Below are 25,279 nucleotides of genomic sequence, written 5' to 3' on the forward strand. Positions count from 1 at the left end.
CGGTGCCCGCGGGGCACCGGAGGGGGCGGCGATGACCGGGAACCAGCTCGCCGGTCCCGGTCATGTCGCCGTCTGGGTCGCGCTGGGCGCGGCCGCGCCCGGGGGCGGACCGCTCGGACTCGACGAGCGGGCCCGGCGCTACCGCCGGGCCCGGGCCGCCGCCCGCCGGGTCGGCCGGGCGCTCGTCGCCGCGCACACCGGGTGTCCGCCGGAGCACCAGGCCTGGGAGCGCGACGAACGCGGACGCCCGGTGCTCGCCCGCCCCGCCGGCCTCCAGGTGAGCCTCAGCCACGCCGAGTCCGTGGTGGCGGCCGCGCTGGCCGGGGACGGCCCGGTCGGCGTCGACGTCGAGCGGCTGCGGCCGCTGGCCGCCCGTGACGCGCTGGCCCGGGCGGCCCTGTCGGACTCCGAGCAGCGGGCCGTGGACGAACTGCCCGAGGCGCGGCGCGACGCCCAGGTGATCCGCTTCTGGACCCGCAAGGAGGCCGTGGCGAAGGCCCTGGGCACCGGGCTCGCCACCGACCTGCGCGGCATCGTCACGACGGCGGACGGTGCCGTCGTGACGCTCCCGCCCCAGTGCGGCGACCCCGCCGGCTGGACGCTGGCCGGGCTCCCGGTGCACGACGGCGTGATCGCCACCGTCGCGGTCCGGGCGCCCGGCGTCCGGGTGGTGGCCCGGACGCTCGCGCTGCCCGCCGACGAGGACCCGGACGGTCCCGCCGTCTAGCGCCCTCCCTGCGGAACCCCGCCGGGCCCGGCGGGATCCGCGGGGCGCGCTAGAACGACGGCGCCACGAACGGCGACCGCAGGTTGCCCAGGTACGGGTGCCACAGGTGCGTCGGGTCGTTCTCGACGGCGGTCACCGTCTCGCGCATGATGCGCAGCACCTCCGGCTCCTCCTCGTCGTAGAGGTCGCCCTGCAGCAGCCGCAGGACGTCCAGCCGGTAGCGCGGGTCCGCCACGTAGGTGGTGAACAGGATGTTCAGCCGGTAGTAGACCGCGATGAACTCGTACCAGTTGCGGGTGCCGTTGCGCAGCTGCCGCTCGTAGTCGGCGAACATGCCCTTCGAGAAGTCGTCGGCCTCGACGGCCTTCAGGATGTCCTTGCAGGCCAGCCGGGCGCTGTTGAGCGCGACGCTGACGCCGCTGGAGAAGATCGGGTCGACGAAGCGGGCGGCGTCGCCGAGCAGCACGTACCGGTCGCCGCAGATCTGGCTCATGGCGTAGCTGTAGTCGCCCTCGACCTTGAGCGGCGTCACCTGCTCGGTCTTCTGCAGGGCCTCGTACAGGTCCGGACGGCTCTCCACGAAGCTCCAGAAGAACTTCTCGCGGTCCATGTTCGCCTCGGCGAACCGGTGCTTCTGGGTCACCACGCCGATGCTGGTGACGGTCTCGCTGATCGGGATCTGCCAGACCCAGGTGTCGCTGATCGGCAGGAAGTGCACGTAGATGTAGTCGACCTTCTCGGGGCTGTTGGCGACCGCGGCGCGGTCGAGGCCCTCGAACCAGGCGTGCACGGCGTACTGGTTGAAGACCGGGTCCGCCTGCTTGATCCCGAGCTGCCGGCCCAGCATGGTCTGGCGGCCGGAACCGTCGACGATCATCTTCGCGGTGAAGTCCACCTCCCGCGAGCCCAGGCGGCAGGTCAGGGTGACCTTGTCCGGGTCGTCGAAGTCCGCGCGCAGCGCCCGGACGCCCTGGAACACCTTGGCGCCCAGGCTCTCCGCGTGCTTCAGCAGGATGAGGTCGAACTTGCTGCGGTCGACGTGGAAGGTGTAGTCCCGGTCGACGCCCGGCTGGTCGCGCTCGCTGAACAGGACGTCCGCGACGCCGAGTTCGTGGGTGAACTTGGTGACCTGGGGGGAGGTGACGTTGACCGGGAGGGAGGAGGTCCAGGCCGCGCCGTACTTGCGCGGGAAGCCGGCCGCCTCGATCTTGTCCATCGCGCCGGTCTCCAGCAGCACCCGGGTGGTCGCCGGGACCAGCGACTCGCCCACGTGCGGCCGGGGGAAGTTCTCGCTCTCGAAGACGGCCACCGACAGACCGGCCTTGGCGAGGTAGGCGGCGGCGCTGGAACCGGCCGGCCCGCCACCGACGATCACGACGTCATAGTCGACACTCATGGTTATCGGACACCTTCCACAGGGGCGGCCTTCAGACCGGAAACGAGCTTGCTGATGGCGGCGATGTCACGGAAGTTCGCCGCGTTGATCTTCGCAAGGGGCACGTCGACCCGCAGTTCCTCCCGCAGGAAGTTCAGCAGGAGCGCGCTGTTCATAGAGTTGAGGACCTCCCACTCCAGCAGCGGTGTGGTCTCGGTCAGTTCGCCTCTCGGGTCACCGTCGAGAAAACTCTCACTGATGAAGGTGGTGATCCGCAGCGTGACCTCGTCCTGGGTCATGGCGCCGCCTTTCCGTTGAAGGGTGACTGTCGGGTCCGCTCACGCACGGTGCGCCGCGGAGCCGCCGGCGTGCGTCTTCAGCGCCCGCCGGTCGATCTTTCCGTTGCCGTTCCTCGGCAACGGGGAGAGGAAGCGCACCTCGTCCGCCACCATGTAGCGCGGCAGGTGCTGGGCGAGGTGCCGCCGCAGGGCCAGCACCCCCGGTTCGCGCCCGGCCTGCGGGGCCACGAAGACCACCAGCCGGGTGTCGACGCCCTCGTCCACCGCCACGGCGGCGGCCTCCGCGACGTCGGCGTGGTTCTCCAGCACGGCCTCGACCTCGGCGAGTTCGACCCGGTGGCCGCGGATCTTGACCATGTGGTCGCGGCGGCCCAGGTAGTCGAACGCGCCGTCGGGCAGGACCCGGACCAGGTCGCCGGTGCGGTAGGGGCCGCTCTGCGGCGGGTGCCCCCAGTAGCCGGCCATCACGGTGGGACCGTCCACCACGAGCTCGCCCTCCTCGCCGGCGGCCGCGGTCCCCCCGTCGTCCTGCTGCGCCCACACCCGGTCACCGGCGGCCGCGATCCCGATCGGCACCGGCCGGTCGCGGTCGAGGTCCTTCCCGGTGACCTCGTGGTAGGTGCACACATTGGTCTCGGTCGGGCCGTACAGGTTCATCAGCCGGGCGCCGGTCCAGCCCGCCAGGTCGCGCAGCTGCGCGATCGGGAACGGCTCGCCGGCGAACAGCACCGTGTGCAGGGACTCCGGCGCCGGGCGGTCCAGCAGGCCGCCGAAGCGCATCATCACCGCGAGCGCGGACGGCACCGAGTACCAGACGCTGATCCGCTCCTGGTGGAGGAACTCGACCAGCTGGCCCGGGGCGAAGGACAGCTCCGGGGGGATCAGGTGGACCGACGCGCCGGCGCGGAACGCCACGTACAGGTCGAGCACCGACAGGTCGAAGCCGAAGGGCGCGTGGTTGGCGAACCGGTCGTCCTCCCCCGGCGCCAGCAGCTCGTACGCCCAGTCGACGAACGCCAGGGCGTTGCGGTGGGTCAGGCAGACGCCTTTGGGCGTGCCGGTCGATCCCGAGGTGTAGAGGATGTACGCCAGGTCGTCGGGGGTGACGGCGGCATGGGCGGCCGGGGCCGGCTCGTAGGGGCCGTCGAGCTCCTGGTAGCCGGCCCCCTCGCCCAGCTCGGCGGAGATCCGGGGGATCCAGGCGGCGGCGGTCACCACGAGGCGCGCCGCGCAGTCCCGGGCGATGGTCGCGACCCGGGCCACCGGGCTGCCGCCGTCGACGGGCACGTAGACCGCGCCGCACCGCAGCACCGCCTGCATCGCTGCCACCGTGGCGGGGCTCTTGCCCGCCCAGATCACGACCCGGTCGCCGGGCCGCACGCCCCGGCGGATCAGCCGGGCGGCGATCGCGTCCGCCATGGCGTCGAGTTCGCCGTAGCCGACGGACCCGGCGGGCCCGCTCACGGCCGGAGCGTCGGGCCGTCGCGCGGCGGCGTCGACGACCAGTTGGTGGAGGGTCACAGCCCGGACTCCCGTGCGATGAGTTCCAGCTGGATCTCGGTCGTCCCGGAGAAGATCGTCGTGGGCAGGCAGTCGCGCAGCTGCTGCTCGATGCCGTGGTCGGCCAGGTAGCCGGCCGATCCGAACAGCTGCATCGCGTCGAGGCTGTTGGCGACCGCGGCCTCGGACACCGCGGTCTTCGACAGGGCGATCGCGCGGACGTCCGTACGGCCCTGTTCGAGCAGCCAGCAGGCCCGGTACAGCAGCAGCCGCGCGCCCTCCAGGCGCTGCCGCATCCGGGCGATCCGGTGCGAGACGGCCTGGAAGTCGGCGATCCTGCGCCCGAACTGGCGGCGCTGCTTCACCCGGGCCACGCACTCGTCCAGCTGGCGTTCCATCAGCCCGAGGTAGCCGGCGAACAGGCAGCCGCGCTCCCACGCCATCGAGTGCTGGAAGATCGCCGCTCCGCTGCCCTCCTCGCCGAGCATGAACTCGGCCGGCACCTCGCAGCCGTCGAACCGCACCCGGGCCGCCAGGCAGCCCTGGAGTCCCGCCTTCTGCAGCGGCGGGCCGACCTCGACGCCGCTGAGCTCCCTCGGCACGGCGAACGCCGAGACGCCGAGGAAGCCGGCGGACGCGTCGGTGACGGCATAGGTCACGTACACGTCCGCGATCGGGGCGTTGCTGACGAAGGACTTCTCCCCGTCGAGCACGTACCCGCCGCCCCGGCGGGTGGCGGTGGTGCGGATCCGGCTGATGTCCGAGCCCGCCTCGTCCTCGGTCATGGCGTTGCCGGCGACCAGGTCGCCCGCGGCCATGCCCGACAGCAGCGCGAGGGCCGCCTCCGTCCCGAACTCCCGGACCGGCACGGCGCAGGAGAGCAGGTGGGCGGCGACCCCGAAGACCAGGCCCATGTCGGGACAGGAGCGTCCGAACGCCTCCAGGGCCAGCGCGGTGTCCAGGGCGCCCAGGCCGGCCCCGCCGTACTCCTCGGGCAGGCACAGCCCGGTCAGACCGATGTCCGCCGCGTCCTTCCACGCCAGCCGCGCCGACTCGGGGTCGGCGCTCGTCACGTGGTCGGCGAACCGCTCGGAAACAGCCGCGCTGATATCGGCGCAGCGTGCACGTTGAACCGGCGAAGGGTCGAAATCCATCAGTCAGCTTCCGGCGTGTAGTCGACCGTTTCCAATTCCGTCCCCTTCAGAAAGTGGCGTCGCCGCACCGTGTTTTTCTTTCTCCCCGGCACACTCCGCAACGGTATGTTCGGACCGGGCGCACCCCAACCCTTACCGCACCCTTAGGCAGGCCGGGGGGCGCGGCTAGGGGTTCGTTAGGGGTGCCGGTCAGGGCAGCAGCGACGTACCGTCCTGGCGCACCCCGGAAAGCACGGACGAGATGACGTCGAGAACTCCGGCCCGGCAGTCCTCCAGATAGAAGTGACCACCGGGGAAAATCCGTAGGTCGAACCGGCCGAGCGTGTGCTGCGTCCAGGCGGCCACCTCGTCGACGGAGGCCCGCGGGTCGCGGTCGCCGGTCAGTCCGGTGATGGCGCAGGACAGCGGCGGTCCGGGCTCGTACCGGTAGGTCTCGATGGCCTCGTAGTCGGCGCGGACCGTCGGCAGGACGAGGTCCAGCAGCTCCTCGTCGGCGAGGATCCGCGGGTCGGTGCCGCCCAGCCGGCCCATCTCCGCGACGAAGTCGGCCCGGCTCGCCCGGTGCAGCTCCTCGTGCTTGACCAGGGAGGGAGCCCGCCGGCCGGAGACGAACAGGTGCGCCGGGGCCGGCCCGTCCTCCCGGGCGATCCGGCGCGCCACCTCGAAGGAGAGGATCGCGCCCATGCTGTGGCCGAAGAACGCGTACGGCGCGTCCAGCAGCGGGCGGACCGCCTCGTGGATCCGGTCGGCCAGCTCGGGGACGGAGCGCAGGTGCGCCTCGGCGCCGCGGTCCTGGCGGCCCGGGTACTGCAGGGCCAGCACCTCGACGTCGCCGGGCAGCGCCGCCCCCCACGAGAAGAACGAGGTGGCGGCGCCACCCGCGTGCGGGAAACAGAACAGGCGGATGCCTTCGGGTGCCTGGCGGTAGACGCGGATCCAACTGCCGCTGTCGGTATTTCCCACGGCGGTCACCTTTCTGAGCGCAGCACGAACAACCGATTCATCGGCCGGGTCCGACCTTATCCCCGGGGGTCGCACGGCGGACCCCTAGCCGACCCCTAAACGCCCGGCCCGGCATTGCCCGGCATTCCTCCCGTTCCCTACGCTCGGTTATCCGGCGCTCGAATCGGACAGGGTGACAGCGAACAACGCAGGCGGGACGGGCGAATGCTCAGCGCGGAACTCACCAACGACGAAGTCGGCGAACTGCTGACCCGGCAGTGGCGCTTCCCCGGCCAGGCGGACGATGCCGCGCTGGCCCGGCTGTGGCGGCTCGCGGCGGCCCGGGGCTGGTTCGGCCCGCGCGGCCTCGACGCCGCCGTCGGACTCCTGCGGGCCACCGGAGCGGCCGCCTGCCCGCTGCCCGTCATGGACGGCCACGTCGCCGCGGACCTGCTGGCCAAGGCCGCCCCGGGGATCGTCGACGCGATCGCGTCCGGCGACGTCCGGATCCTGGTGGCGGTGCCGGCGGACGCGGCGGACGGCTCGCTCCCCTTCGCCGAGGGCGGATCCGCCGCCTCGCACGTCCTGCTGCTGCCGCCCGGGGGCGGAGTCGCCTCGGTGCGGCCGGTGGAGTTCGCCGTCCCGCAGCCCGGGCTGGCCTCGCCCGCCTGGACCCGGCTCGAACTCGGCGATCCGGAGGCGGAGTTCACCGTCGCGCCGGAGGCGGCCGGCCGGGCCCTGTCGCTGCTCCGGCTGGGGCTCGCGGTGCGGGCGCTGGCGGCCGCGCGGCACACCCACCGGCAGTCGGTCGCCCACGCCAAGGTCCGCCGGCAGTTCGGGCAGACGATCGGCAGCCTCGGCGCGATCCAGCAGCGCACGGCGACCCGCGAGATCGAACTCGTCGCGGGCGAGCTCCTGATCGAGGACGCCGTCCGCCGGCACGCCGCGGCGCCGGACGCCGGGGCGGCGCTCCTCGCCACCGAGCTCGCGGTCTGCCACGTGGCCGCCGTCGCGCCGCGCATCCAGTTGACGGCCCATCACACGCTCGGCGCGGGCGGGTACTTCGAGGGCCACGAGGCCCCGTGGCTGTTCCGCCGGGTGCACGCCGACGTCGCCCGGCTGCCCTGCTACCCGGCCCCGGGCGGCACCGTCGCCGACCTCCTGATCGCAGGCCCGGCCGGTCTGCCCGTCGTGGACCTCACCGCCGAGGCGGCGGAGGTCCGCGCGCAGGCCCGCGCCTTCGGCGCCGAACACCGGGCCCCTGTGCGCAGGTTCAGGGAGTGCGACGACCCCGCCCTGGTGGCGGCGATGGCCGGGCGCCGGTGGTTCGGGATGGCCTGGCCCGCCGCCGAGGGCGGACGCGGGGCCACCGTCCCCGAGCAGCTCGCGATGCAGGAGGAGTGCGCCTACAACCAGCTGCCGGCCGCCAACGCGCTGGCGGCCGTCTCGGTGGTCGGCGCGCCCGTCGTCCGGTACGGGACGGAGGAGCAGAAGGCCCGCCACCTCCCGCGGATCCGCGCCGGGGAACTGACCTTCTGCCTGGGCTACAGCGAGCCGGAGGCCGGTTCCGACCTGGCCTCGCTGACCACGACCGCGACCCGGGACGGCGAGGGCTGGGTGATCAACGGGACGAAGTCCTGGATCGCCAACGCCGACCGGGCCGAGTACATCTGGCTCGCCGTGCGCACGAACGTGGACGCCAGGCCCGCGATCGCCGGGATCAGCATGTTCATGGTCCCGATGGCGACCCCGGGGATCAGCACGGAGCCGCTGCGGGGCCTGTCCGGGCAGACCTGCTGCACGGTGCGCTTCGACGACGTCCGGGTGAGCGGCTCCGCGCTCGTCGGCCCGGTCGACCGCGGCTGGCACGTCATCACCGAGACGCTCGCCGGTGAACGGCTGCTGCTGGCCGGTGAGGTGGCCGGGCAGTCCCGCCGGCAGTTCGACGAACTGCTGGCCGTGGTGCGCGCCGACCCGGACGCCGTGGCCGGTCCGCCGGGCTCGGCCGCCCGCGCCACGCTGAGCCGGATGGCCGTGCAGGTCCGGGCGGTGAACCTGCTGCTCGCCGAGGCCGCCGAGCGGGCCGAGTCCAGCCCCGCCCACGTCGCCCGCCTCGCCTCGTCGATCGCCGGCGTGCAGGCCGCCGAGGCCTCCGAGCAGCTGAGCCGCGACGCCCTGGACGTGCTCGGCCCCGCGGCGGCGCTCGGCACGCCGGACGCCCCCGGTGCCGGCATCTTCGAGCAGGGCCTGCGGCTGTCCGTCCTCGCCTTCCTCGGCGGCGGCACCAACGACGTGCAGCGCGGGCTGATCGCCCGCGGGCTCGGCCTGGTCTGAGCCGGCCCGGGCGGGCCCGGGCGGGCCCGCTCCGGGGCGTCCGGGCCGCTCAGCGGCAGGCGGCGCGGCGCGGCCAGGCGATCTCGTCCACCGCCAGCCAGGGCGCGCCCGCCAGCGCCGCCGGGGTCGCCCCGGTGAAGGCCGCCACGTCACGGTGCAGATGGGACTGGTCGGCGTAGCCGCACTCCGCGGCGATCCGGGCGACGCCGTGGCCGGCGGCCAGGCGGTGGGCCACGTGGTCGAAGCGGACCAGCTGCGCCGCGCGCTTGGGCGTGACGCCGACCTGGGAGCGGAAGCGGGACCACAGGCGCTTGCGGCTCCAGCCGACCTCCGCCGCCATCCGCTCCACCCGGGCCCCGCCGTGCTCCGTCACCATCCGCCGCCACACCTCGGCGACCTCGGGGTCGACCCGGCGGCTCTCCGCGCACCGGCGGGCGAGTTCGGCCTGCGCGATCGCGAACCGGCACTCCCAGGACCCGGCGGTCCGCAGCCGCTCCAGCACCCGCGCCGCGTCACGGCCCCACAGCGCGTCGAGCGGGACCACCGACCCGCCCGCCTCCGCGGCGGCGCCGCCCAGCACCGCGTGCGCGGCCGGCGGCGACAGCCGGACCTGAAGGCAGTCGACGCCGCTGCCGCGCCCGCGCACCGGTCCCGGGTCGAGACCGACCAGGACGCTGCCGCGCTCCCGGCCGCCGGAGGCGTCGTCGACGGCGAGTGGCGCCTCGCCCAGGTCGAGGGCCAGGGTGACGGCGGGAAAGGGCACCACGCCGAGGTCGACGGGATCGGCGGCGCGGGCGCGGAATCCCGCCATGCCGACCCCCGGGACCGGGCCGGCCCCCGAGGGGGTGGCGATCTCCCACACCGCGACCACGTCGTAGGCCGAACGAACCGCACGCATGACGTCCAGGCTACGGCCGGAGCGGGCCGCGCATCATGCGAATTCCCCGCCGCACTCCCGCGCGCGCCCCCTCCGCACGTCCCCGCCCGCCGTCACCGGCCCCGGCGCCATCACTGTGCAAAACGCATGCATATCAAAGTACTTGACTAGTCATGCCTCGTGCAAGAAGGTTCCTCTAGCGCCTCGCGAAGCGGCCGTCTCCCTTCGCGCACCCCGCTCAGCAACCCTTCCACGCAGGAGGTGTGCTCTTCCATGACCTCGCCCGACGTCCCGGATCCCGCCGGGGCCGACCGTCCGTTCTTCGTCCTGCTGGGCCCGGACGGGGCCGGCAAGTCCTCGGTCATGTCCGCGGTCGAGGCCGGGCCGTCCGGCTGGCGCACCCTGTCCACCGACGGCGGACTGGTCCGCCCCGAACACGCGCTGATCGACCGGCTGCGGCGCGGCGTGTTCGAGGACGTCCTGCCGGGCCTGGGCAGCGCCTACTCCACGGAGTTCCTGGCCAGCCTGCTGCAGACCGCCGTGGTCCACCTGCGGGACGAGATCCGGCGCCAGGATCCGGAGGTCCCGCTCCTGATCGACTCCTACTACTACAAGATCCTCGCGAAGTGCCGGCTGGCCGGCGTCGACGAGAACCCCATGTACTCCTGGTGGCGGTCGTTCCCCCAGCCCCGCGCGGTGGTCTACCTGGACGTCTCCCCCGCCTCGGCGTGGCAGCGCCTCGGCCACGGGGCCCGGCTCAACCCCCTGGAGCACTTCGGCCGGCTGCCCGACTGGGGCGGGTTCGAGAGCTATCAGAAGAGTCTTCGCAAGCTGATGCTGGAAGAGGTGCGGCACGTGCCGGTGGCGATGATCGAGGAACAACCCAGTGCCGAACGGACGGCCGACGCCGTCCTGGAGGTGCTCGCGCGGTGACCACGGAACACGGCTGGGCCTCCCCCGGGCACGCCGACCGCTACCGGACCAGGGTGCTCGCCGAGCGCGACGCCCTGCGCGCGGCCCTCCCCGACCTGCGGGAGCGGCAGCAGCACGTCCTCACCGACCTCCTGGAGTTCAACGCGGGCACGGAGTTCGGGCGCACCCACGACTTCGGGCGGATCCGCGACCTGGACGACTTCCGCAAGGCGGTCCCGGTCCAGGACTACGCCGCCCACGCGCCGCTGATCGAGCGCATGGCCGCCGGGGAGCAGAACCTGCTCTCGGCCGACCGGCCCGTCGTCTACTTCACCAGCAGCGGCAGCACCGGCGCCCACAAGAAGATCCCGATCACCCCGCGCTTCATGCGCACGGTCTTCTTCCCCTTCTACTACGCCGCCTGGGCGCCGCTGATCGAGAACTTCCCCGAGGTCGCGCAGCGGCCCGACGCGGTGCTCAACCTCAAGCACGACCCGCTCGCCGCGCCGCCCACCACCCGCGACGGCCATCCGCACGTCGGCGCGAGCCAGGTCGACTTCGGGGAGAAGTTCGGCGAGCCCCTCTCGGCCGAGCTGGGCACGGCCGCCCCCTGGGCCACCCTCCCGGTGGAGGTCGCGCCCGGCGACCACCTGGAGAAGATGTACCTGCGGCTGCGGCTGGCGGTCCAGAGCGACGTGCGCTGCCTGATCGGCATCAACCCGGCGATGATCGCGGCGGTGCCGTACCAGCTGAACCTCTGGTGGGAGCGGATCGTCCGGGAGGTGCGCGACGGCACCCTGGGCGGCGTCCGGCACGGCCGCCCCGACCCCGCGCGGGCGGCCGAACTGGAGCGGCTCGCCGAGTACTTCGGCACCGTCACCCCCGCCCTGGTGTGGCCCCGGATCCGCGCCCTGTTCGGCTGGACCACCGGCGTCGCCTCGCTCTACCTGCCCGCCCTGCGCGAGGACTTCGGCACCGGCGTCAGCGCACTGCCCGCACCGGTGGCGGCCTCCGAGGGGCCGGTCGGCGTACCGCTCGACCGGCACGGCTCGGCCGGCAGCCTGGTGGCCACCGCCGCGGTGTACGAGTTCGTGGACGCCGACGCCGACCTCACCCCGGACGTCGCGACCCTGCTGCCGCACGAGGTCGAGCCCGGGCGCGAGTACCACGTGGTCTTCAGCCACGTCGGCGGCCTCTACCGCTACGCCGTCGGCGACGTCGTCCAGGTGGTCGACTCGGCGGACGGCGCGCCGCGGGTGCGGTACGCGGGCCGGGCCAACCGCTCCGACGCGGTGGGCGAGCGGCTGCGCGAGTCCCAGGTGGTCCGGGCGCTGCGCACCGCCCTGGAGAGTACCGGCCTGGGGCTGCGCAACGTCGCCTGTCGGGTGGAGCCGGCCGGGGGGACGGCCCGGCGCTACGTCTTCGCGGTGGCCCCCGCCCTCCCCTGGCAGGACGCCGAACGGACCCGCTTCACCGCCCTGCTGGACGCCGCCCTGCGGCGGGAGTCGGCGGGCTACCACCGGGCGCGCGCCGAAGGACGGCTGGACCCGCCCGCCCTGCTGCCGCTCGCCCCCGAGGCGTTCCACCGCGACTGGCACACCGCCGTGGGCGGCGGCGTCCGCCCCACCCAGGTCAAGGACCGCCTCTTCCGGCAGGACGACCTGCTGTGGCAGCGCCTGACCGGCACCCCGGCGGCCTGAACCGGACCGAACACGAGGAGCAACGAGATGGCAGACCTGAACCCGGTGGAGCGCACCGCGCTCCTCACCGCCGCCCTGCGCGCCGCGGAGTCCCGGCGCGACGACCGCCTCTACGAGGACCCCTACGCGGCGCTGCTGGCCGGCGACATCGGCCCCGAACTGCTGACCGAGGTCCGCGCCGCGACCTTCCCGCCCGACCGGCCGCGGTCGCTGCCCAGCACCCCCGACTACAACGCGATCCGGACCCGGTTCTTCGACGACTTCCTGCACGGAGCGGCCGAGGACCCGGGGATGACCCAGATCGTGCTGGCCCCCTCGGGCATGGACTCGCGCGTCTACCGGATGCGCTGGCCCGAGCACGTCCGCTACTTCGAGGTCGACCGGCCGGCGGTGCTGCGGTTCAAGGAGGAACGGCTGGCCGGCGTCGCCCCGCAGGGCGCCCTGCGGACCGTCGCGGTCGACCTCACCTCGGACGACTGGGAGGCCGAGCTGATCGCGGCCGGGTACGACCCGGCGCTGCCCTCCACCTGGCTGCTCGAAGGGCTGCTGTACTACATCCCCGAGGCGGACACCCGCCGGATGCTGGAGCGGGTGGCCGCGATCTGCGCGCCGGGCAGCCGGATCGCCGCCGACCTCGTCAACACCGCGGCCCTCACCCTGCCGGAGATGCGCGGGCTCCTGGACGTCTTCGCGGGCTGGGGCTGCCCCTGGCTGTTCGGCAGCGACGATCCGGAGGCCCTGTTCGACCAGTACGGCTTCGAGGTCGAGGCGCTCCAGCCCGGCGACCGCGGCGCGAACTTCGGCCGCTGGCCCGACCCGGTCCCGCCGCGCGAGGTCAAGGACGTGCGCCGGGTCTTCTTCGTCCACGGGCGGCGCCGTTGACCGCGCCCGCCGTCATCGTGGGAGCGAGCGTCTCGGGCCTCGCCACCGCGCTCGCCCTCGCCGAACGGGGCCGGCCGGTGCGGGTCCTGGAGCGCGCCGCTCCCCCGCCGGACGGGCCCGCCGGCAAGGCGGCCGGCCTGTGGCACCGGCCCACCGTGCCGCAGAGCGCCCACTCCCACATCCTCACCTCGCTCGGGGTGCGCACGCTGCGCGAACGGACCCCGCGCCTGCTCGACCGGGCGCTGGAGGAGGGCGCCCGGCTGCTCGACCTCATGGCGGCCGCGCCCGCCGCGGCGCGCCGGCGCGAGGCCGGCGACGAGCAGCTGATGGCACTCGCCGCCCGCCGGCCGTACCTGGACCTGCTGCTCCACCAGGCCGTACGGGCGCTGCCGAACGTGACGGTCAGCCATGGCACCGCCGTACGCGGCCTGCTGCTGGACGCCGGGCCGAGCGGAGCGGCCGGCGCGGTGACCGGCGTCGTGACCGACGGCGGCGAACGGCTGCCCGCCTCCTTCGTGGTGGACGCCACCGGCCGCCGGGCGGAGTCCCGCTCCTGGCTGGCCGCCGCCGGGCTGACGGTCGGGGAGGGCCTGAGCTCGCCCAACCGGCTGCGGGCGTTCACCCGCTACTACCGGCTGAACGCCGCGGACGGCACGCTGCCGGGCCCCCTCAACCGGGGCAACGCGGCCGGCGGCATCTGGGACCACTACGCGGTGGTGGTGCACCCGGCGGACAACGGCGTCTTCGCGATCAGCATCGGGGTGCCGACCGCCGATCCGGCCACCGACGCGCTGCGCGAGCCCGCCGCGTTCACCGCCGTCGCCCGGCTCTCCCCGTACGTCGGGGCGTGGAGCGACGAACGCGTCGCGACACCGCTGACGCCGGTGCGGACCATGACCGTTCCGCCCAACCTCCTGCACGGCGCGCCCACCGCGGACGGGAGGCCGGTCACCGGCCTGTTCCCGGTCGGCGACGCGGCCTGCGTCGTCGACCCGCTCTACGGGCGCGGCATGTCGCTCTCCCTCGCGCACGCCTTCGGCACCGCCGATCTGCTCGACGGCGGTCCGGCGACGGGCACCGGGCGCGCCGAGGCGGCGGCCCGGCTCGTGGAGACGCTCCTGCGGCCCTGGTACGACCACTCCGCCCGGGACAGCCTGGACCGCGACCGGCTCTGGCGGGCGCGGGCCGAAGGGAGCACACCGCCGGTCCCGGTGCCCGCCGTGCCCGGCCGCCCCACGACGCGCGAGGTGGCGGCGGCCGCCGCGACCGACGCCACCGTGTGGCGCGGGCTGACCCGGATGCTGATGACCCTGAGCACCCCCGCGGAGGTCTTCGACGACGCCGGCTTCCGCGCGCGGGTGCGCGCCGCGGCCGCCGTCCCGGCCGGCCCGAAGCCGCCGACCCGCGAGGAACTGGTGCACGCCGTCGCCACCGGGGAGGGAGCCTGATGGCAGCGGCCGGCCGGGTCCTGCTGGCACCGATCACCATCACCCCCTCGAAGCCGCTGACCCCCAGCCACCTCAAGGGCCTGCTCTGGGCGGACGTGATGTTCCGGGCCACCGCGCAGCTCGCCGAGGTGACCTTCCGCTACAGCCACACCACCTACCACCCGACCGAACAGGTCGTCGGCTTCTGGGAGTTCCTCGACCGCACCCGGGGCGACACCGACTACGGCTCGCTGTCGGAGGAGGAGATCGGGGAGCTCTACGTCGCGTTCCGCAAGGAGGGGACGCCTCCCGCGGCGGCGGCCCTGCGGCCGTACACGGAGGCGATCGAGCACACCGGCTTCGTGCACCCCGCCAGCACCCGGGTGCTCGAACTGTGGTCCGGCCACTACCAGCGGCTCGGCCTGCACGACCCCGGGCTGCTGGCCCACCAGCCGCCGGAGTTCGGCCTCGAAGAGATGATCGAGCACCTGGTCGCCGCCGGGATGGGCCTGGACCACCGGGACTGCGGCGGCCCGGTGTACCTCGACGCCACCCGGTTCGGCCTGCCGCTGCGCAAGATCGTCTCCGCCGACGGGCGCCCCAACTACCTGGCCTGCGCACTGCGCGAACTGCTGCCGCTCGCGCCCCGGTACGACGAGATCGTGGTGCTGTACGACCGCGAACTCGACCCCGACTACCAGCTGCTGGAACGGGTGCTGGCGGCCCTGGGCCCGACCGTGCACCGGGTGCCGATCGGCCGCACGCCCATCGAGGGGAGGATCACCTCGGCCCGGCACGGCGGCTGGCACGGCTACACGGTCGACGCCCTGCTGCACGCCGTCGGCGAGGACCACCCGCCCGAGGCCCGGCTGCTCGGGCTGCGGCTGTACTTCATCGCCGGGCTCGGCCCCGGTCAGCAGCAGTCCTTCCGGCACGACCTGCTGCGCAAGAGCCTGGCCCGGGCCGAGCAGCTGCTGAACAGGGCCCGCACCGCCCCGCAGCAGGGCCGGGACGCGCTGCTCGCCGCCCTCACCCCGCACCGCCGCGACCACACCCACATCGACCCCTACCGGCTGACCTCCTCCCTGCTGCGCCGGGGCCGGACGGTCCCCGACCACTCCCTGCTGGCCTCGGTGTTCCTATGACCGCTCCTGTGACGGCTCCCGTGACCGCTCCCACGACCGCTCCCGCCACCGCTCCTGCGACCGTTCCCGCCACCGCTCCCGTGCCCATCACCCCGGAACTACTGCTCTCCGTCGCCGCCGAGCGGCTCCGCACGGCCCTGCCCGAGCTGGCCGGGCGGCTCGACCTGTCCACCCCGCAGGCCCTGCGGGCGGCCAAGGCCGAGATCACCGCGCGGGACGGGACCGCGGACGGCACCGTGGCGGTCGCCGTGATCGGCCGCTTCTCGCTCGACGGCTGGGTGCGGGAGACCTGCCGCTTCGCGCTGGGCGTGCCCGAGGACCGCGCCGCACCGTGGCGTCGGGCCTTCACCCGGACCGTCTTCCTGGCCGGGCGGCCCGAGAACCTGCGCGAGCGGTTCGCCTTCGAGCACATCGCGCCCGACGGCTCGGCGGCCTGGGCCGGGCCCGGACCGGACGGCGACAGCGCCTCGCTGCGGCGGCTGCTGAAGACCTTCGACGGCAGGCGCCCGCTCGGCTCCCGGCCGCCGCTGACCGTCGAGGTCCCCGCCGCTCCGGCGGCGGGCCCCCCGGCCGGTCCGGCGACCGGGTCGCCTGCCGGGTCGCGCCGCCGCCCGCGCGACCGCGACCTCTACCTCGCCACGGCGGGGGTCACCGTCTCCGACGCCCTCGTCCAGCTCAACCACCTCCTGGTCGAGGCGGTCCTGGACGGGCTGATCCACCCCGGGGACCGGCTGACCCTGCGCCCGGTCCCCCGTCTGACCGGCATGGCCGTCCCCTTCACCGCCCTGCGCATCGACACCGACACCCACCACCCGCACAAGCTCCAGGCGTACGCCGGACTGACCGAGGAGACCTGACCCGACATGCCCGAGACCCCGCCGGCCGCGGCACCCGCTCCCCCACGTCCCGTCCGCTTCGGCGTGCACGGCTCCTCGCACCTGGCCCGGCGCCTCATCGCCGCGGCCGGCACCGACCCCGACACCGTCGAGTTCGTCCCCTACGAGGTCACCGAGCCGTTCCGGCTGCTGCGCGAGGGCGCGATGGACCTCATGATCGTCAAGTACGACCTGTTCGAGGCGGACATCGCCGCGAGCGCCACCCTGGCCCAGGACCACCGGGCGGTGATCGTCGGGGAGCACCACCCGCTCGCCGGGCGCGACGAGGTGTCGATCGAGGAGGCCGCCGAGTACGACGCCTTCAGCTGTCCCGGCGACTTCCCGCCGTACGTCTGGGACCTGATCGTGCCGCCGCGCACGCCCGCCGGCACGCCGATCCGCCGGGTCCACCCGATGACCACGCAGGAGGGCATGGCCGCCGTGCTCGCCACGACGCAGGCCGTGCACGTGTCGTTCCGGTCGCTCGCCGACGTCGTGCCGCCGCACATCAGGGTGGTGCCGATGCGCGGTCTGCCGCCCGCCCCGGTGATGATCGGCTGGCTGCGCGGGGCGCGGCTCTCCCCGGAGGCCGCCGCCCTCGTCGCCGCCGCCGAGCGGAGCGCGAAGCCGTGACCGGGGCCGCGACCGGGGCCGTGACCCCGCGCCTGCCCGTGGTCCTGCTGCACGCGCTGCCGCTGAGCTCCGCCATGTGGCAGGCCCAGGCGACGGCGCTGCGCGAGCGCGGACACACCGTCATCGTGCCCGACCAGCGCGGCTTCGGCGCCGAACCGCTCGGCGAGCAGCCGCCCTCGCTGGACACCGTCGCCGACGACCTGGCCGCGCGCCTCGACGCCCTGGGCCACCGGAAGGTGACCCTGGTCGGCTGCTCGATGGGCGGCTACGCGGCGATGGCGTTCCTGCGCCGGCACCGCCGGCGGGTCGGCGCCCTGGCGCTGCTGGCCACCAGGGCCACCGCCGACACCCCCGAACAGGCCGCCGGACGCCGGGCCTTCGCCGGCCTCGTGGTCGACGACGCCCAGCGGGACGAGCTGATCACCCGGACCACGCCGCTGCTCCTCGGCGCCACCACCAAGGCCGAGCGCCCCGGCACCCTGGCCGAGGTGCTGGCCTGGTCCAGGGCCGCCGACCCGCGCGCGGTGGCCTGGGCCCAGGAGGCCGTCGCGACGCGACCCGACTCCGTGGAGGTCCTGCGGGCCACCGACGTCCCCGCCCTGGTGGCCATCGGTACGGAGGACGAACTGGTCTCCGTCGACGAGGCGACGCTGACGGCCGGCTCCCTGCCGCAGGGGCGGCTGGTCACCGTGCCCGGGGCCGGGCACCTCCAGCCGCTGGAGGCACCGGAGCTGACCACCCGGCTGCTCACCACCCTGCTGGACGGGGACGGCACCCGCTGACCGGGGACCTCGCCCCCGCGCCGGTCCGGTGGCCCCGCCTCCCGCGGACGGAACCGCGGAACCACCGGACCGGCGAGCGCGGGGCGCCGCGAGCCCCGGGAGCGCCACCGCCCGGGCGCGCTACTGCCCGGGACGGATCCGGGCCAGGAAGGGGGAGAGCACCGGGGAGATCGCGGCCATCTCGAAGGCGGTGTGGAGCTCCTGGGTGAAGGTGGCCGAGTAGAGCTCCAGCTCCCGGCGCCCCACCTCGGTGAGACGGATGACGACGAACCGCCGGTCGTGCTCGCTGGTGGTGCGCTTCACCAGCCCGCTGCGTTCCAGGCGGACCGCCACCCGGCTGAGGGTCGACTGGTTGACCCCCATCTCCTCCGCCAGCTCCTGCATCTGCATCACCCGCGGTTCGGACTGCTGCATGGTGCTGAGCGCGATGAAGTCCGTCAGGCCGATGCCGTGGGAACGCATGAGCCTGCGCTCAAGCAACTGCGACACGTACGTCGACAGCCGCGACACCTGCCACCAGAGCTCGATGTCACTTCCGCGTTCACGGGCCATTGTCGTCACGGCCTAACCTTCCGGTCCCACCCGCCTTCACCGGCGCCGGGAGAATCCATTCCGGGAATAACCACCGGCGCGGATTCTAACACGAACAGGGGATTCCCCGCCCGAATTACCTGTCATTTGGTCGCCATGCCGACCCCCCAATGCCGGCAGTAGTTTTCCCGGTGGTCGTGGAAAATATCGGGAAGTCGCACGTCGACGGTCTCGATATGATCCCCGAAAAAATCCCCCAGGGGTTCCGCGAGCATGCGGTGCTCGACGCCGCTCGGCAGCGGCGCGTCGATGAACTCACACATGCGCCGGACGGTGCGCAACGGCCGCTCCACCAGTTCCGCGTACGCGATGTCCAGCACCCGGGACCCGACCGAGGCGTCGTACCACTCCGGGCCGGCCAGCCCCCGGCCGAGCCGCCGCGCCCATTCCGCCTTCACCGCGTACGGGTCCACCTGCAGCGACCAGGCGCGCCGGCGCAGCGCGCTGGTCCCGGCGACATTGGCCAGCGACTCCATCGGGTCCCGGTGCACCCGGATGATGCGGGCGTTCGGGTACACCGACAGCAGGCTGCCCAGCCGCAGCGAGTGGAACTCGCTGACCAGCACCGGCCGCCCGCCGTGCACCCGGTCCAGGATCACCGCCAGCGCACTGCGGTGGAAGGTGTACGCCGCCGTCGCGTCCTGCGCGTCGAGCCAGTCCGTGTACCCCGGAACGTGGTACTCCATGGGCGCGGACAGGGCGTGGAACGCGTACGACAGCAGCAGGTGGTCCCCGCACGGCGCCCCCGGATCCGGCTGCGGCCCCGCCGCCCCGCCCGGCCGCCGCTCCCACAGCGGGTACACGAACGGGTCGACGAGCGAGGGGTCGCACCGCCACGGCAGCCAGTCCGTGCTGGGCCGCGCCACCTCCCACAGCGAGGGCATGTTCAGCCCCGGGTGCCGGCTGAGCAACCGCTGCAACCGCTGGAGCCCGCTGCCCGGCAGCCCCACCACGAATACCGCGTCGTCCCCGCAGCCCCACGGATCGACCCGCCCACTCTCGACCAGCTCCCGCACCCTGAGCTGATTGGCCAGCGAAAGCGCCAGCCGCTGCCGCGTGACCGCCACCCCCGCCGGCGTCAGCGCCGCCTCCCCCTCCAACGACGCCACGAGTTCACCGAAGGCCGGCACGAAAGACGGCTCCAGCGCTTTCCCCTCGAATTCCTCCTGCCGGGCAACAGCAAGAATATCGCGCAACTCGAACAGCGAGCCGCACCCATCGTGCCGATCATTCACTTGTACCCCCCAAAACGGGATTCGTCTCAGCGGAGAGTAGCGCACCACTAATGATCAACTGCTCCCCCGCCACAACGATTGGCCGAAACACTTCGACCCAAAAATCCCGCCACCCGACCAAATCCCCCGTTCACCCGCCCCCGCCCCGGTGCACGGCCGGCGCGGTGACGGCGGACGACGGCGCCCGCCCCGGGAAGGGGGCGGGCGCCGTGGTCCACGGGTCGGCCGTCGTCAGCGGCGTCGCCTGCTGACGGTCAGGGCCAGGGCCGTTCCGGCGAGCAGGACCAGCGCCGCGTACCCGAGCACCGGCGCGATGCTCATGCCGGACTCCGCGAGTTCGTGGCCGGGGTGGGTCGGGGCGGGGTGGGTCGGACCGGGATGACTCGGGCCGGGGTGGCTCGGGCCCGGGTGGCTCGGGCCGGGCGACGGCGACGGCGACGTCGGGGTCGCCGACGGGCTCGGCGACGGTGACGGGCTCGGCGAGGGCGAGGGACTGAACGTCGGCGAGGGCGAGGGGCTCGGAGACACCGACGGGCTGGGCGACGGTGACGGCGACGGGCTGGGCGACGCCGACGGGCTCGGCGACGGACTGGGGGACGGGCTCGGCGACGGTGACGGGCTCGGCGAGGGGCTCGGCGACGGCGACGGGCTGGGCGACGGACTGGGGCCGGCCACCTCCACCGTCACCTGGGCGGTGGCCCCGGGCGAGGTGACCGTCGCACCGCCGGGCGCGTGGCCCGTGGCGGTCGCGGTGTTCTCGATCCGCTTCTCCCGCAGGTCGTCCGCGGTGACGGTGTAGGTGGCGCTGCAGGTCGCCGTCCCGCCCGGGAGCAGTCGGGCGGTGCCGGCCGGCGGGCAGTCGGGGGTCGGCGCGGTGCCGTGGCCGTTGAACGCGGTTTCGGCCACCGTCACGTCGGTGAGAACGACGTTGCCCGTGTTGGTGACGGTGAAGGTGTAGTGGACGGTGTCGCCCGCCTGGTGGACGGTGGTCGGGGACGCGGTCTTGGCCACGGTCAGGGCCGGGTTGGCCTGGGCCGGGAGGACGGTGGCGGTGGACTCGGCCTGCACGGGCAGGCCACGGGGGTCGGTCGCGCTCGCGACGGCGGTGTTGGAGATCGATCCGGCGGCGGCGTCGGCCGCGGTGACGGTGTAGGTGGCGGTGCAGGCGATGGCGACGCCCGGGGCGAGGGAGCCGGCCTCGGGCGGGCAGGTGACGGTGGGCGGGGTGCCGTGGCCGTCGAACGCGGTCTCCCGGACGTCGAGTCCGCCGAGGGTGACGTTGCCGGTGTTGGTGACGAGGAACCGGTACGTCACCGTGGAGCCCTCCATCGGCGGCGTGTCGGCGGAGTCCGCGGTCTTGGCCAGGGTGAGCCCGGAGACGGCCGGCGCGGTGACGGTCGCGCGGACCTCGGCGGAGACGGGGCTGTCGAAGCCGGTGGGCGCGCGGCCGGTGGCGGTGGCGGCGTTGGTGATCGTGCCGGTGTCGATGTCGGCCTGGGTGGTGGTGTAGGTGGCGGTGCAGACCACGGAGTCGCCCGGTGCCAGGGTGAGCGCGGCGGCCGGGCAGTCGACCGTCGGCGCGCCGCCGGAGCCGCTGAACGCGGTCTCGGTGATGTGCACCTCGGTGAGCGGGACGCCGCCGGTGTTGGTGACGGTGAAGGAGTAGGACAGCGCGGTGCCCGCCCGGTCGACGGTGTCCGGGGTGACGCCCTTGGCGAGCAGGATGCCGGGCGCGGTGACGGTGCGCACGGTCGCGGTGGCCTCGTTGCTCACCGGGTTGGGCCCGGTGGCCGCGGTGGCCGTCGCGGTGGCGGTGTTGGTGATCGATCCGGCGGTCACGTCCTGCGCGGTGACGGTGTAGGTGGCCGTGCAGGTGGTGGTCGCGGCGGGGGCGAGGTCGGTGCTCCGGCAGACGGGGACGGGCTTGGTGCCGCTGCCGGTGAAGACGTTCTCGTCGATCGTCGTACCGGTGACCGGGACGGTGCCGGTGTTGGCCACCTCGTACGTGTAGGTGACGGTGTCCCCGGCGGTCGCGGTGACCCGGTCGACCTCCTTGGTGAGGCTCAGGTCGGCGTTGTCGCCCAGCGGGGTGGAGCTGATGACCTGATGGTCGGCCTGCGGCCCGAGGCTGTCGATGACGGAGGGGTTGATCACCGTCGGACCGGTGTAGTGCAGGCCCCCGGGCGGGGGCGGCGGTGGGTCCTCGGTGATGGTGCACTGCTGGCCGTCGTAGAAGGTGAGCGGTGCGGCGGTGGCGCCGCTCGCTCCGGCCGGGACGGTGACCGACCAGGTCTGCGGCGCCTGGGTGCCGCAGGTGACCGTTCCGGTGAAGGTGAGCGGGGCGGGCAGGCCGCCGGCGGGCAGACCGGTGAGCTGCTTGACGACGGTGATGGTGGAGGCCGTGTTGAAGACCTGGAGCGAGACGGTGCTCTCGTTCGAGGCGGGGATCGCGTCCAGGAACGCGTCGGGACCGGTGGAGGAGCGGCCGGTCGCGGTGTTGGGGTAGGTGCCGGGGATCGGCCCGGCGGTGCCGGTGACGGTGATGGTGACGAAGTCCCGTCCGGCGCCGATCTGCGGGATGGTGGAGGTCACGGTGCGGGTCACCGGGTCGAACACCACCGGACCGCACACCGAGGCGCCGGAGTTCGCCACACAGCTCGCCGAGCCGTAGACGAAGGCGGTGGCCGGGGGCAGCGGGTCGGAGAACTCCACCGTCCTCGCCGTCTGCGGCGACCCGTTGGAGACCTTGATCGTGTAGGTGACGGCCTCCCCGGCCTGCACCGCGGCCGGCTCGACCGCCTTGTTGACCGCGATGTCCGCGCACGGAGCCGTCGCCGAGGTGCCGGCGGAGCTGTTCCCGGTGTTGACCAGCGTCGTCGGGACGAAGAAGTTCGCGTTGTTGCCGACGATCGTGGCGGTGTTCGGGCAGGCCGCCAGCGGGGTCGGGTCCGCCGGGTCGATGCTCACGACGACGACCAGCTTGGCGCCGGGCGGGAACGCGCCCACCTCGCCGGAGTAGGCCGGCTGGCTGTCGCCGACCGTCCCGTCCTGGATGAACGACGGGCAGGTCGCGCCGCCGGTGCCGTCGCAGGAGACGACGTGCACGGCGTACGAGCGGAAGAGGGTCGTCGGCGAGCTGAGGTACTCCCGGATCGTGGACCCGTCCGCGGGGTTCGGCCCCTTGTTCTCGTACGTGACCGTGTACGTGTTGGGCATGCCCGGCAGGATCACCGTGTTGGCCTGCGTCTTGGTGACGGAGATCTCCGTCTGCGGGCAGGCCTCGGGCGTCAGCCCGGTCGCGCTGGTGTACGCCGTGGTGTCGCCGGTGTTGACCAGCGGCCTGACGGTGAACAGCTGCGCGGTGTTGCCGACGATGTCGACCGTCGGATTCCTGCTGCAGGTGGTGGGCGCGCCCGTCGGGTCGACCGTCATGACGATGGTCAGCGCCGCGCCGGGCGGGAACGCGCCCAGCTCGCCGGAGTAGACCATCGTGTTGTTGTTGGCCGTGGTGTCCTGGACGAACGGCGGGCAGCTCACCCCGCCGGTGCCGTCGCAGGAGACGATGTGCACGGCGTAGGAGGTGAAGATCCGCTGCGTCGACTCCAGGTAGTCGCGGATGGTCGAGCCGTCCGCCGCGTTCGGGCCGTTGTTCCGGTAGGTGACCGTGTAGGTGTTGGGCATGCCCGGCAGGATCTGCGTGTTGCTCTGCGTCTTGGTGACGGAGATGTCCGTCTGCGGGCAGTTGCCCGGAGTGAGGCCGGTCGCCGACACGTACGCCTGGCTGGACAGCGTGTTGGTCACGCCGGTCGGCGTGAAGATGTTGGCGGTGTTGCCGACGATGTCGGCGGCCGGCGACGGCGAGCACTCCGGCTCCGGACCGGACGGGTCCACCGTCATCACCACGGTCAGCTTCGCACCCGGCGGGAACGACCCGACCGGGCCGGAGAAGATCACGGTGCTGTTGTTGGCCGTGGTGTCCTGGATGAACGACGGGCAGGACGCGCCGCCGGTGCCGTCGCAGGAGACGATGTGCACGGCATAGGACGTGTACAGCGACCGCGACGCGCTCAGGTAGTCGCGGATCGTCGCGCCGTCCGCCCAGCCGTTGCCCTCGTTGCCGAAGGTCACCGTGTAGGTGTTCGGCTGACCCGGCAGGATCGTGGTCGACGACTGGGACTTGGTGACCCGCAGGCTCATCCGGTTGCTGACCGTCGTGCTGACCGAGCTGTCGTTGGAGCTCGGGTCGGAGTCCGTGGCCCCCGGCGGCGGGTCGATGTGCGAGGAGGCCGTCACCGACGACGCCGAGGGGGCGCCGAAGCGGCCGGTCACGGTCAACGTCAGCACCCCGAGGTGCGGCAGGGTCACCGCCGTGCCCGAGATCTGACTGTCCGACACGGTCAGCGAGGCGGGGCAGGCGGCGCCGGCGGCGGCCGAGCAACTCGCCGCCACGTTCGTCGCGGCGGCCGGCGGCGTCACGGTGAACGGCGATCCGTCGGCCGCGGTCAGCGCGTTGTTGCTCATGGTCACCGTGTAGGTGAACTCCTGGCCCGCGGATCCGCTGGTCGGCCCGGCGACGTTGGTCGTCACGTCGACCTCCGCGGCCCGCTTCGCCCGCGGTGCGGCCGGTGCGGGCGACGCCGACGCCGTGGGCGGCGGCGTGGGCGACGCGGCCCGGGCGGCGGCGGGCGTCCGGTCGGCCGGGCCCGGGTCGGCCACGACCACCGGCGGCACGGCGAGCACCACCGCCCCCCAGGCCAGCAGTGCGGCCGCGAAGGACGCGCACCGTCTCCGCCGGGATCCCGACCACGTCCGAACCACGACGAACCAGCCCTCCGTGCCGGCCGATCTGACCGGGCGGCCCCTGGAACGTCGATCGGTCGATGAGTACAGAACGCCCCCACGTTCACCCGCCGACGCGGACACGCCCGGCAGGCAGGCACGGACAAGCCAGGGAATCAGTCATATGAACTACCCGGAAGCCGGGACCATCGCCCGGGTGGCGGACGGCACCCGGAAACGCCGGGGCCCGCACCGTGCGACACATCGCGGTGCGGGCCCCTCGCGGCCGGGCGGACACCGGAGCGGAAGGAACCGCGGCGGGCGGATGTTCCCGGCCTGCCGGCCCTTCCGGTCCTGCGTGACGTCGCGCCCGGGCCCGTGCTACTTGCTCACGGCGAAACGCATCAGGTCCTTCTCGTCCCCCTGCTTGATCTTCCCCGTCTCGTTGATCACCTGGAGCTTCCAGCCCGAGCCCGCCCGCATCGCCTTGGCCACGGCGCAGCCGTTGTCGTTGGTGAGCATGCTGGGCCAGATGTCCGCGACCTGCTGGGTGCTGCCGCCCGTCGCGTCGTAGACCTTGAAGCTGATGTTGCGGGCGTTCTGGAAGGCGCTGCGCTTCTTGTAGGCGGCGGCGATGAACACGATGGAGGTGATGTTGGCGGGCACCCGGGCGAACTCGACGGTGACCGTCTCGTCATCACCGTCTCCGTGGCCCGTCTGGTTGTCACCACTGTGGACCAGCGAGCCGTTGCCCAGGGGATCCAGGGAATCCAGGCCGGCGAGACGCACGGGCTCGGCGCCCTGCATGGCGATGGCGATCAGGTCGAGGTCGGTGCCCTGCTTCTGCCGGAGCTTGCCCAGCAGGCCGCCGCTGCTCCCTGCGGTCGGATCCCAGGAAACCCCGATGGACAGGTGGGTCACCCCGTCCAGATCCGCCGGGCCGTCGTCCTTCGTCAGCGTGATCATGCGTGGTCCTCTCGGTGGGGGAACTGTTGCAGATTCAAGTCTGCCTGAGCCGGCTCACCGACCCGAAACAGCCGGTGAGCCGGTTCGCCCCCGATCCTGCCGGGGCGGACGTCCGCGCCGCCGACGGGGGGGGGATCAGCCCAG

Annotated in this window: 20 protein-coding genes; 10 read left to right on the top strand and 10 right to left on the bottom strand. The window is 73.7% G+C overall.

All coding sequences use genetic code 11. From position 1 onward, the window contains the following. The first annotated feature begins 31 nt into the window (after positions 1-31). Positions 32-727 carry a 4'-phosphopantetheinyl transferase family protein gene (locus ACFXAM_RS06055; protein ID WP_380287856.1) on the top strand — a complete coding sequence of 232 codons (696 nt, stop codon included), beginning with the start codon at positions 32-34 and terminating at the stop codon, positions 725-727. A gap of 49 nt (positions 728-776) precedes the next feature. On the opposite strand, the gene ACFXAM_RS06060 is transcribed toward ACFXAM_RS06055, so the two are convergent. From ACFXAM_RS06060 to ACFXAM_RS06080, 5 genes are all read right to left on the bottom strand, one after another. Then, positions 777-2,123 (bottom strand): NAD(P)/FAD-dependent oxidoreductase, encoded by a 1,347-nt coding sequence (locus tag ACFXAM_RS06060; protein ID WP_380287858.1) that lies wholly within the window; start codon positions 2,121-2,123, stop codon positions 777-779. A gap of 2 nt (positions 2,124-2,125) precedes the next feature. Further along, on the bottom strand, positions 2,126-2,401 hold the full coding sequence (locus tag ACFXAM_RS06065) for an acyl carrier protein (RefSeq protein WP_380287860.1): 276 nt from the start codon (positions 2,399-2,401) through the stop codon (positions 2,126-2,128). 39 nt (positions 2,402-2,440) lie between these two features. After that, positions 2,441-3,922: an amino acid adenylation domain-containing protein gene (locus ACFXAM_RS06070; RefSeq protein ID WP_380287862.1), complete on the bottom strand. Its 1,482-nt coding sequence runs from the start codon at positions 3,920-3,922 to the stop codon at positions 2,441-2,443. Beyond that, complete coding sequence (locus ACFXAM_RS06075; protein WP_380287864.1) at positions 3,919-5,055, bottom strand: acyl-CoA dehydrogenase family protein; 1,137 nt, start codon at positions 5,053-5,055, stop codon at positions 3,919-3,921. Before ACFXAM_RS06075 ends, ACFXAM_RS06070 begins: the two co-directional genes overlap by 4 nt. Positions 5,056-5,244: 189 nt before the next feature. After that, positions 5,245-6,018: a thioesterase II family protein gene (locus tag ACFXAM_RS06080; RefSeq protein ID WP_380287866.1), complete on the bottom strand. Its 774-nt coding sequence runs from the start codon at positions 6,016-6,018 to the stop codon at positions 5,245-5,247. A gap of 204 nt (positions 6,019-6,222) precedes the next feature. Here ACFXAM_RS06080 and ACFXAM_RS06085 point away from each other — a divergent pair, with 204 nt between their 5' ends. Further along, positions 6,223-8,331, top strand: a complete 2,109-nt coding sequence (locus ACFXAM_RS06085) for an acyl-CoA dehydrogenase family protein (protein ID WP_380287868.1) — start codon at positions 6,223-6,225, stop codon at positions 8,329-8,331. Between the two features lie 49 nt (positions 8,332-8,380). Here ACFXAM_RS06085 and ACFXAM_RS06090 read toward each other — a convergent pair whose 3' ends face one another. Further along, positions 8,381-9,229: a helix-turn-helix domain-containing protein gene (locus ACFXAM_RS06090; protein WP_380287870.1), complete on the bottom strand. Its 849-nt coding sequence runs from the start codon at positions 9,227-9,229 to the stop codon at positions 8,381-8,383. Positions 9,230-9,481: 252 nt separating this feature from the next. Between ACFXAM_RS06090 and ACFXAM_RS06095 the strand changes: the two genes are divergently transcribed. The 8 genes from ACFXAM_RS06095 (at position 9,482) to ACFXAM_RS06130 (ending at position 17,564) form a co-directional block, all read left to right on the top strand. Further along, complete coding sequence (locus tag ACFXAM_RS06095) at positions 9,482-10,141, top strand: hypothetical protein (RefSeq protein WP_380287872.1); 660 nt, start codon at positions 9,482-9,484, stop codon at positions 10,139-10,141. Further along, positions 10,138-11,820, top strand: coding sequence for a GH3 auxin-responsive promoter family protein (locus ACFXAM_RS06100; protein WP_380287874.1), 1,683 nt, complete (start codon positions 10,138-10,140; stop codon positions 11,818-11,820). The genes ACFXAM_RS06095 and ACFXAM_RS06100 overlap by 4 nt, the downstream gene beginning before the upstream one ends. A 27-nt stretch (positions 11,821-11,847) precedes the next feature. Continuing rightward, the gene (locus ACFXAM_RS06105) at positions 11,848-12,702 is read left to right on the top strand and encodes a class I SAM-dependent methyltransferase (protein WP_380287876.1); all 855 of its coding nucleotides are present in this window, start codon (positions 11,848-11,850) and stop codon (positions 12,700-12,702) included. Continuing rightward, positions 12,699-14,150 (top strand): FAD-dependent oxidoreductase, encoded by a 1,452-nt coding sequence (locus tag ACFXAM_RS06110; RefSeq protein WP_380287878.1) that lies wholly within the window; start codon positions 12,699-12,701, stop codon positions 14,148-14,150. The genes ACFXAM_RS06105 and ACFXAM_RS06110 overlap by 4 nt, the downstream gene beginning before the upstream one ends. Then, positions 14,150-15,274, top strand: coding sequence for a hypothetical protein (locus tag ACFXAM_RS06115; RefSeq protein ID WP_380287880.1), 1,125 nt, complete (start codon positions 14,150-14,152; stop codon positions 15,272-15,274). The genes ACFXAM_RS06110 and ACFXAM_RS06115 overlap by 1 nt, the downstream gene beginning before the upstream one ends. Before the next feature lie 80 nt (positions 15,275-15,354). Continuing rightward, complete coding sequence (locus tag ACFXAM_RS06120; protein ID WP_380287882.1) at positions 15,355-16,131, top strand: DUF6182 family protein; 777 nt, start codon at positions 15,355-15,357, stop codon at positions 16,129-16,131. A gap of 6 nt (positions 16,132-16,137) precedes the next feature. Then, entirely contained in the window at positions 16,138-16,782 is a 645-nt protein-coding gene (locus ACFXAM_RS06125) for a LysR substrate-binding domain-containing protein (protein WP_380287884.1), read from the top strand. Continuing rightward, complete coding sequence (locus ACFXAM_RS06130; protein ID WP_380287886.1) at positions 16,779-17,564, top strand: alpha/beta fold hydrolase; 786 nt, start codon at positions 16,779-16,781, stop codon at positions 17,562-17,564. Before ACFXAM_RS06125 ends, ACFXAM_RS06130 begins: the two co-directional genes overlap by 4 nt. A gap of 120 nt (positions 17,565-17,684) precedes the next feature. Here ACFXAM_RS06130 and ACFXAM_RS06135 read toward each other — a convergent pair whose 3' ends face one another. The 4 genes from ACFXAM_RS06135 to ACFXAM_RS06150 all read right to left on the bottom strand — a co-directional run bounded on the left by ACFXAM_RS06135 (position 17,685) and on the right by ACFXAM_RS06150 (position 25,135). Further along, entirely contained in the window at positions 17,685-18,116 is a 432-nt protein-coding gene (locus ACFXAM_RS06135) for a MarR family winged helix-turn-helix transcriptional regulator (RefSeq protein ID WP_380287924.1), read from the bottom strand. Positions 18,117-18,238: 122 nt separating this feature from the next. Further along, entirely contained in the window at positions 18,239-19,390 is a 1,152-nt protein-coding gene (locus ACFXAM_RS06140; RefSeq protein WP_380287888.1) for a sulfotransferase family protein, read from the bottom strand. Positions 19,391-19,621: 231 nt separating this feature from the next. Further along, entirely contained in the window at positions 19,622-23,977 is a 4,356-nt protein-coding gene (locus tag ACFXAM_RS06145) for a hypothetical protein (protein ID WP_380287890.1), read from the bottom strand. 573 nt (positions 23,978-24,550) lie between these two features. After that, entirely contained in the window at positions 24,551-25,135 is a 585-nt protein-coding gene (locus ACFXAM_RS06150) for a TerD family protein (RefSeq protein ID WP_380287892.1), read from the bottom strand. Positions 25,136-25,279 lie beyond the last annotated feature (144 nt).

The organism is Kitasatospora sp. NPDC059462 (assembly GCF_042749955.1).
GTDB lineage: Bacteria > Actinomycetota > Actinomycetes > Streptomycetales > Streptomycetaceae > Kitasatospora.

Coding starts and splice junctions, on each gene's coding strand:
- ACFXAM_RS06055 (WP_380287856.1), top strand. CDS start 32: ATGACCGGGAACCAGCTCGCCGGTCCCGGTCATGTCGCCGTCTGGGTC.
- ACFXAM_RS06085 (WP_380287868.1), top strand. CDS start 6,223: ATGCTCAGCGCGGAACTCACCAACGACGAAGTCGGCGAACTGCTGACC.
- ACFXAM_RS06090 (WP_380287870.1), bottom strand. CDS start 9,229: ATGCGTGCGGTTCGTTCGGCCTACGACGTGGTCGCGGTGTGGGAGATC.
- ACFXAM_RS06125 (WP_380287884.1), top strand. CDS start 16,138: ATGCCCGAGACCCCGCCGGCCGCGGCACCCGCTCCCCCACGTCCCGTC.
- ACFXAM_RS06065 (WP_380287860.1), bottom strand. CDS start 2,401: ATGACCCAGGACGAGGTCACGCTGCGGATCACCACCTTCATCAGTGAG.
- ACFXAM_RS06150 (WP_380287892.1), bottom strand. CDS start 25,135: ATGATCACGCTGACGAAGGACGACGGCCCGGCGGATCTGGACGGGGTG.
- ACFXAM_RS06060 (WP_380287858.1), bottom strand. CDS start 2,123: ATGAGTGTCGACTATGACGTCGTGATCGTCGGTGGCGGGCCGGCCGGT.
- ACFXAM_RS06095 (WP_380287872.1), top strand. CDS start 9,482: ATGACCTCGCCCGACGTCCCGGATCCCGCCGGGGCCGACCGTCCGTTC.
- ACFXAM_RS06115 (WP_380287880.1), top strand. CDS start 14,150: ATGGCAGCGGCCGGCCGGGTCCTGCTGGCACCGATCACCATCACCCCC.
- ACFXAM_RS06135 (WP_380287924.1), bottom strand. CDS start 18,116: ATGGCCCGTGAACGCGGAAGTGACATCGAGCTCTGGTGGCAGGTGTCG.
- ACFXAM_RS06075 (WP_380287864.1), bottom strand. CDS start 5,055: ATGGATTTCGACCCTTCGCCGGTTCAACGTGCACGCTGCGCCGATATC.
- ACFXAM_RS06105 (WP_380287876.1), top strand. CDS start 11,848: ATGGCAGACCTGAACCCGGTGGAGCGCACCGCGCTCCTCACCGCCGCC.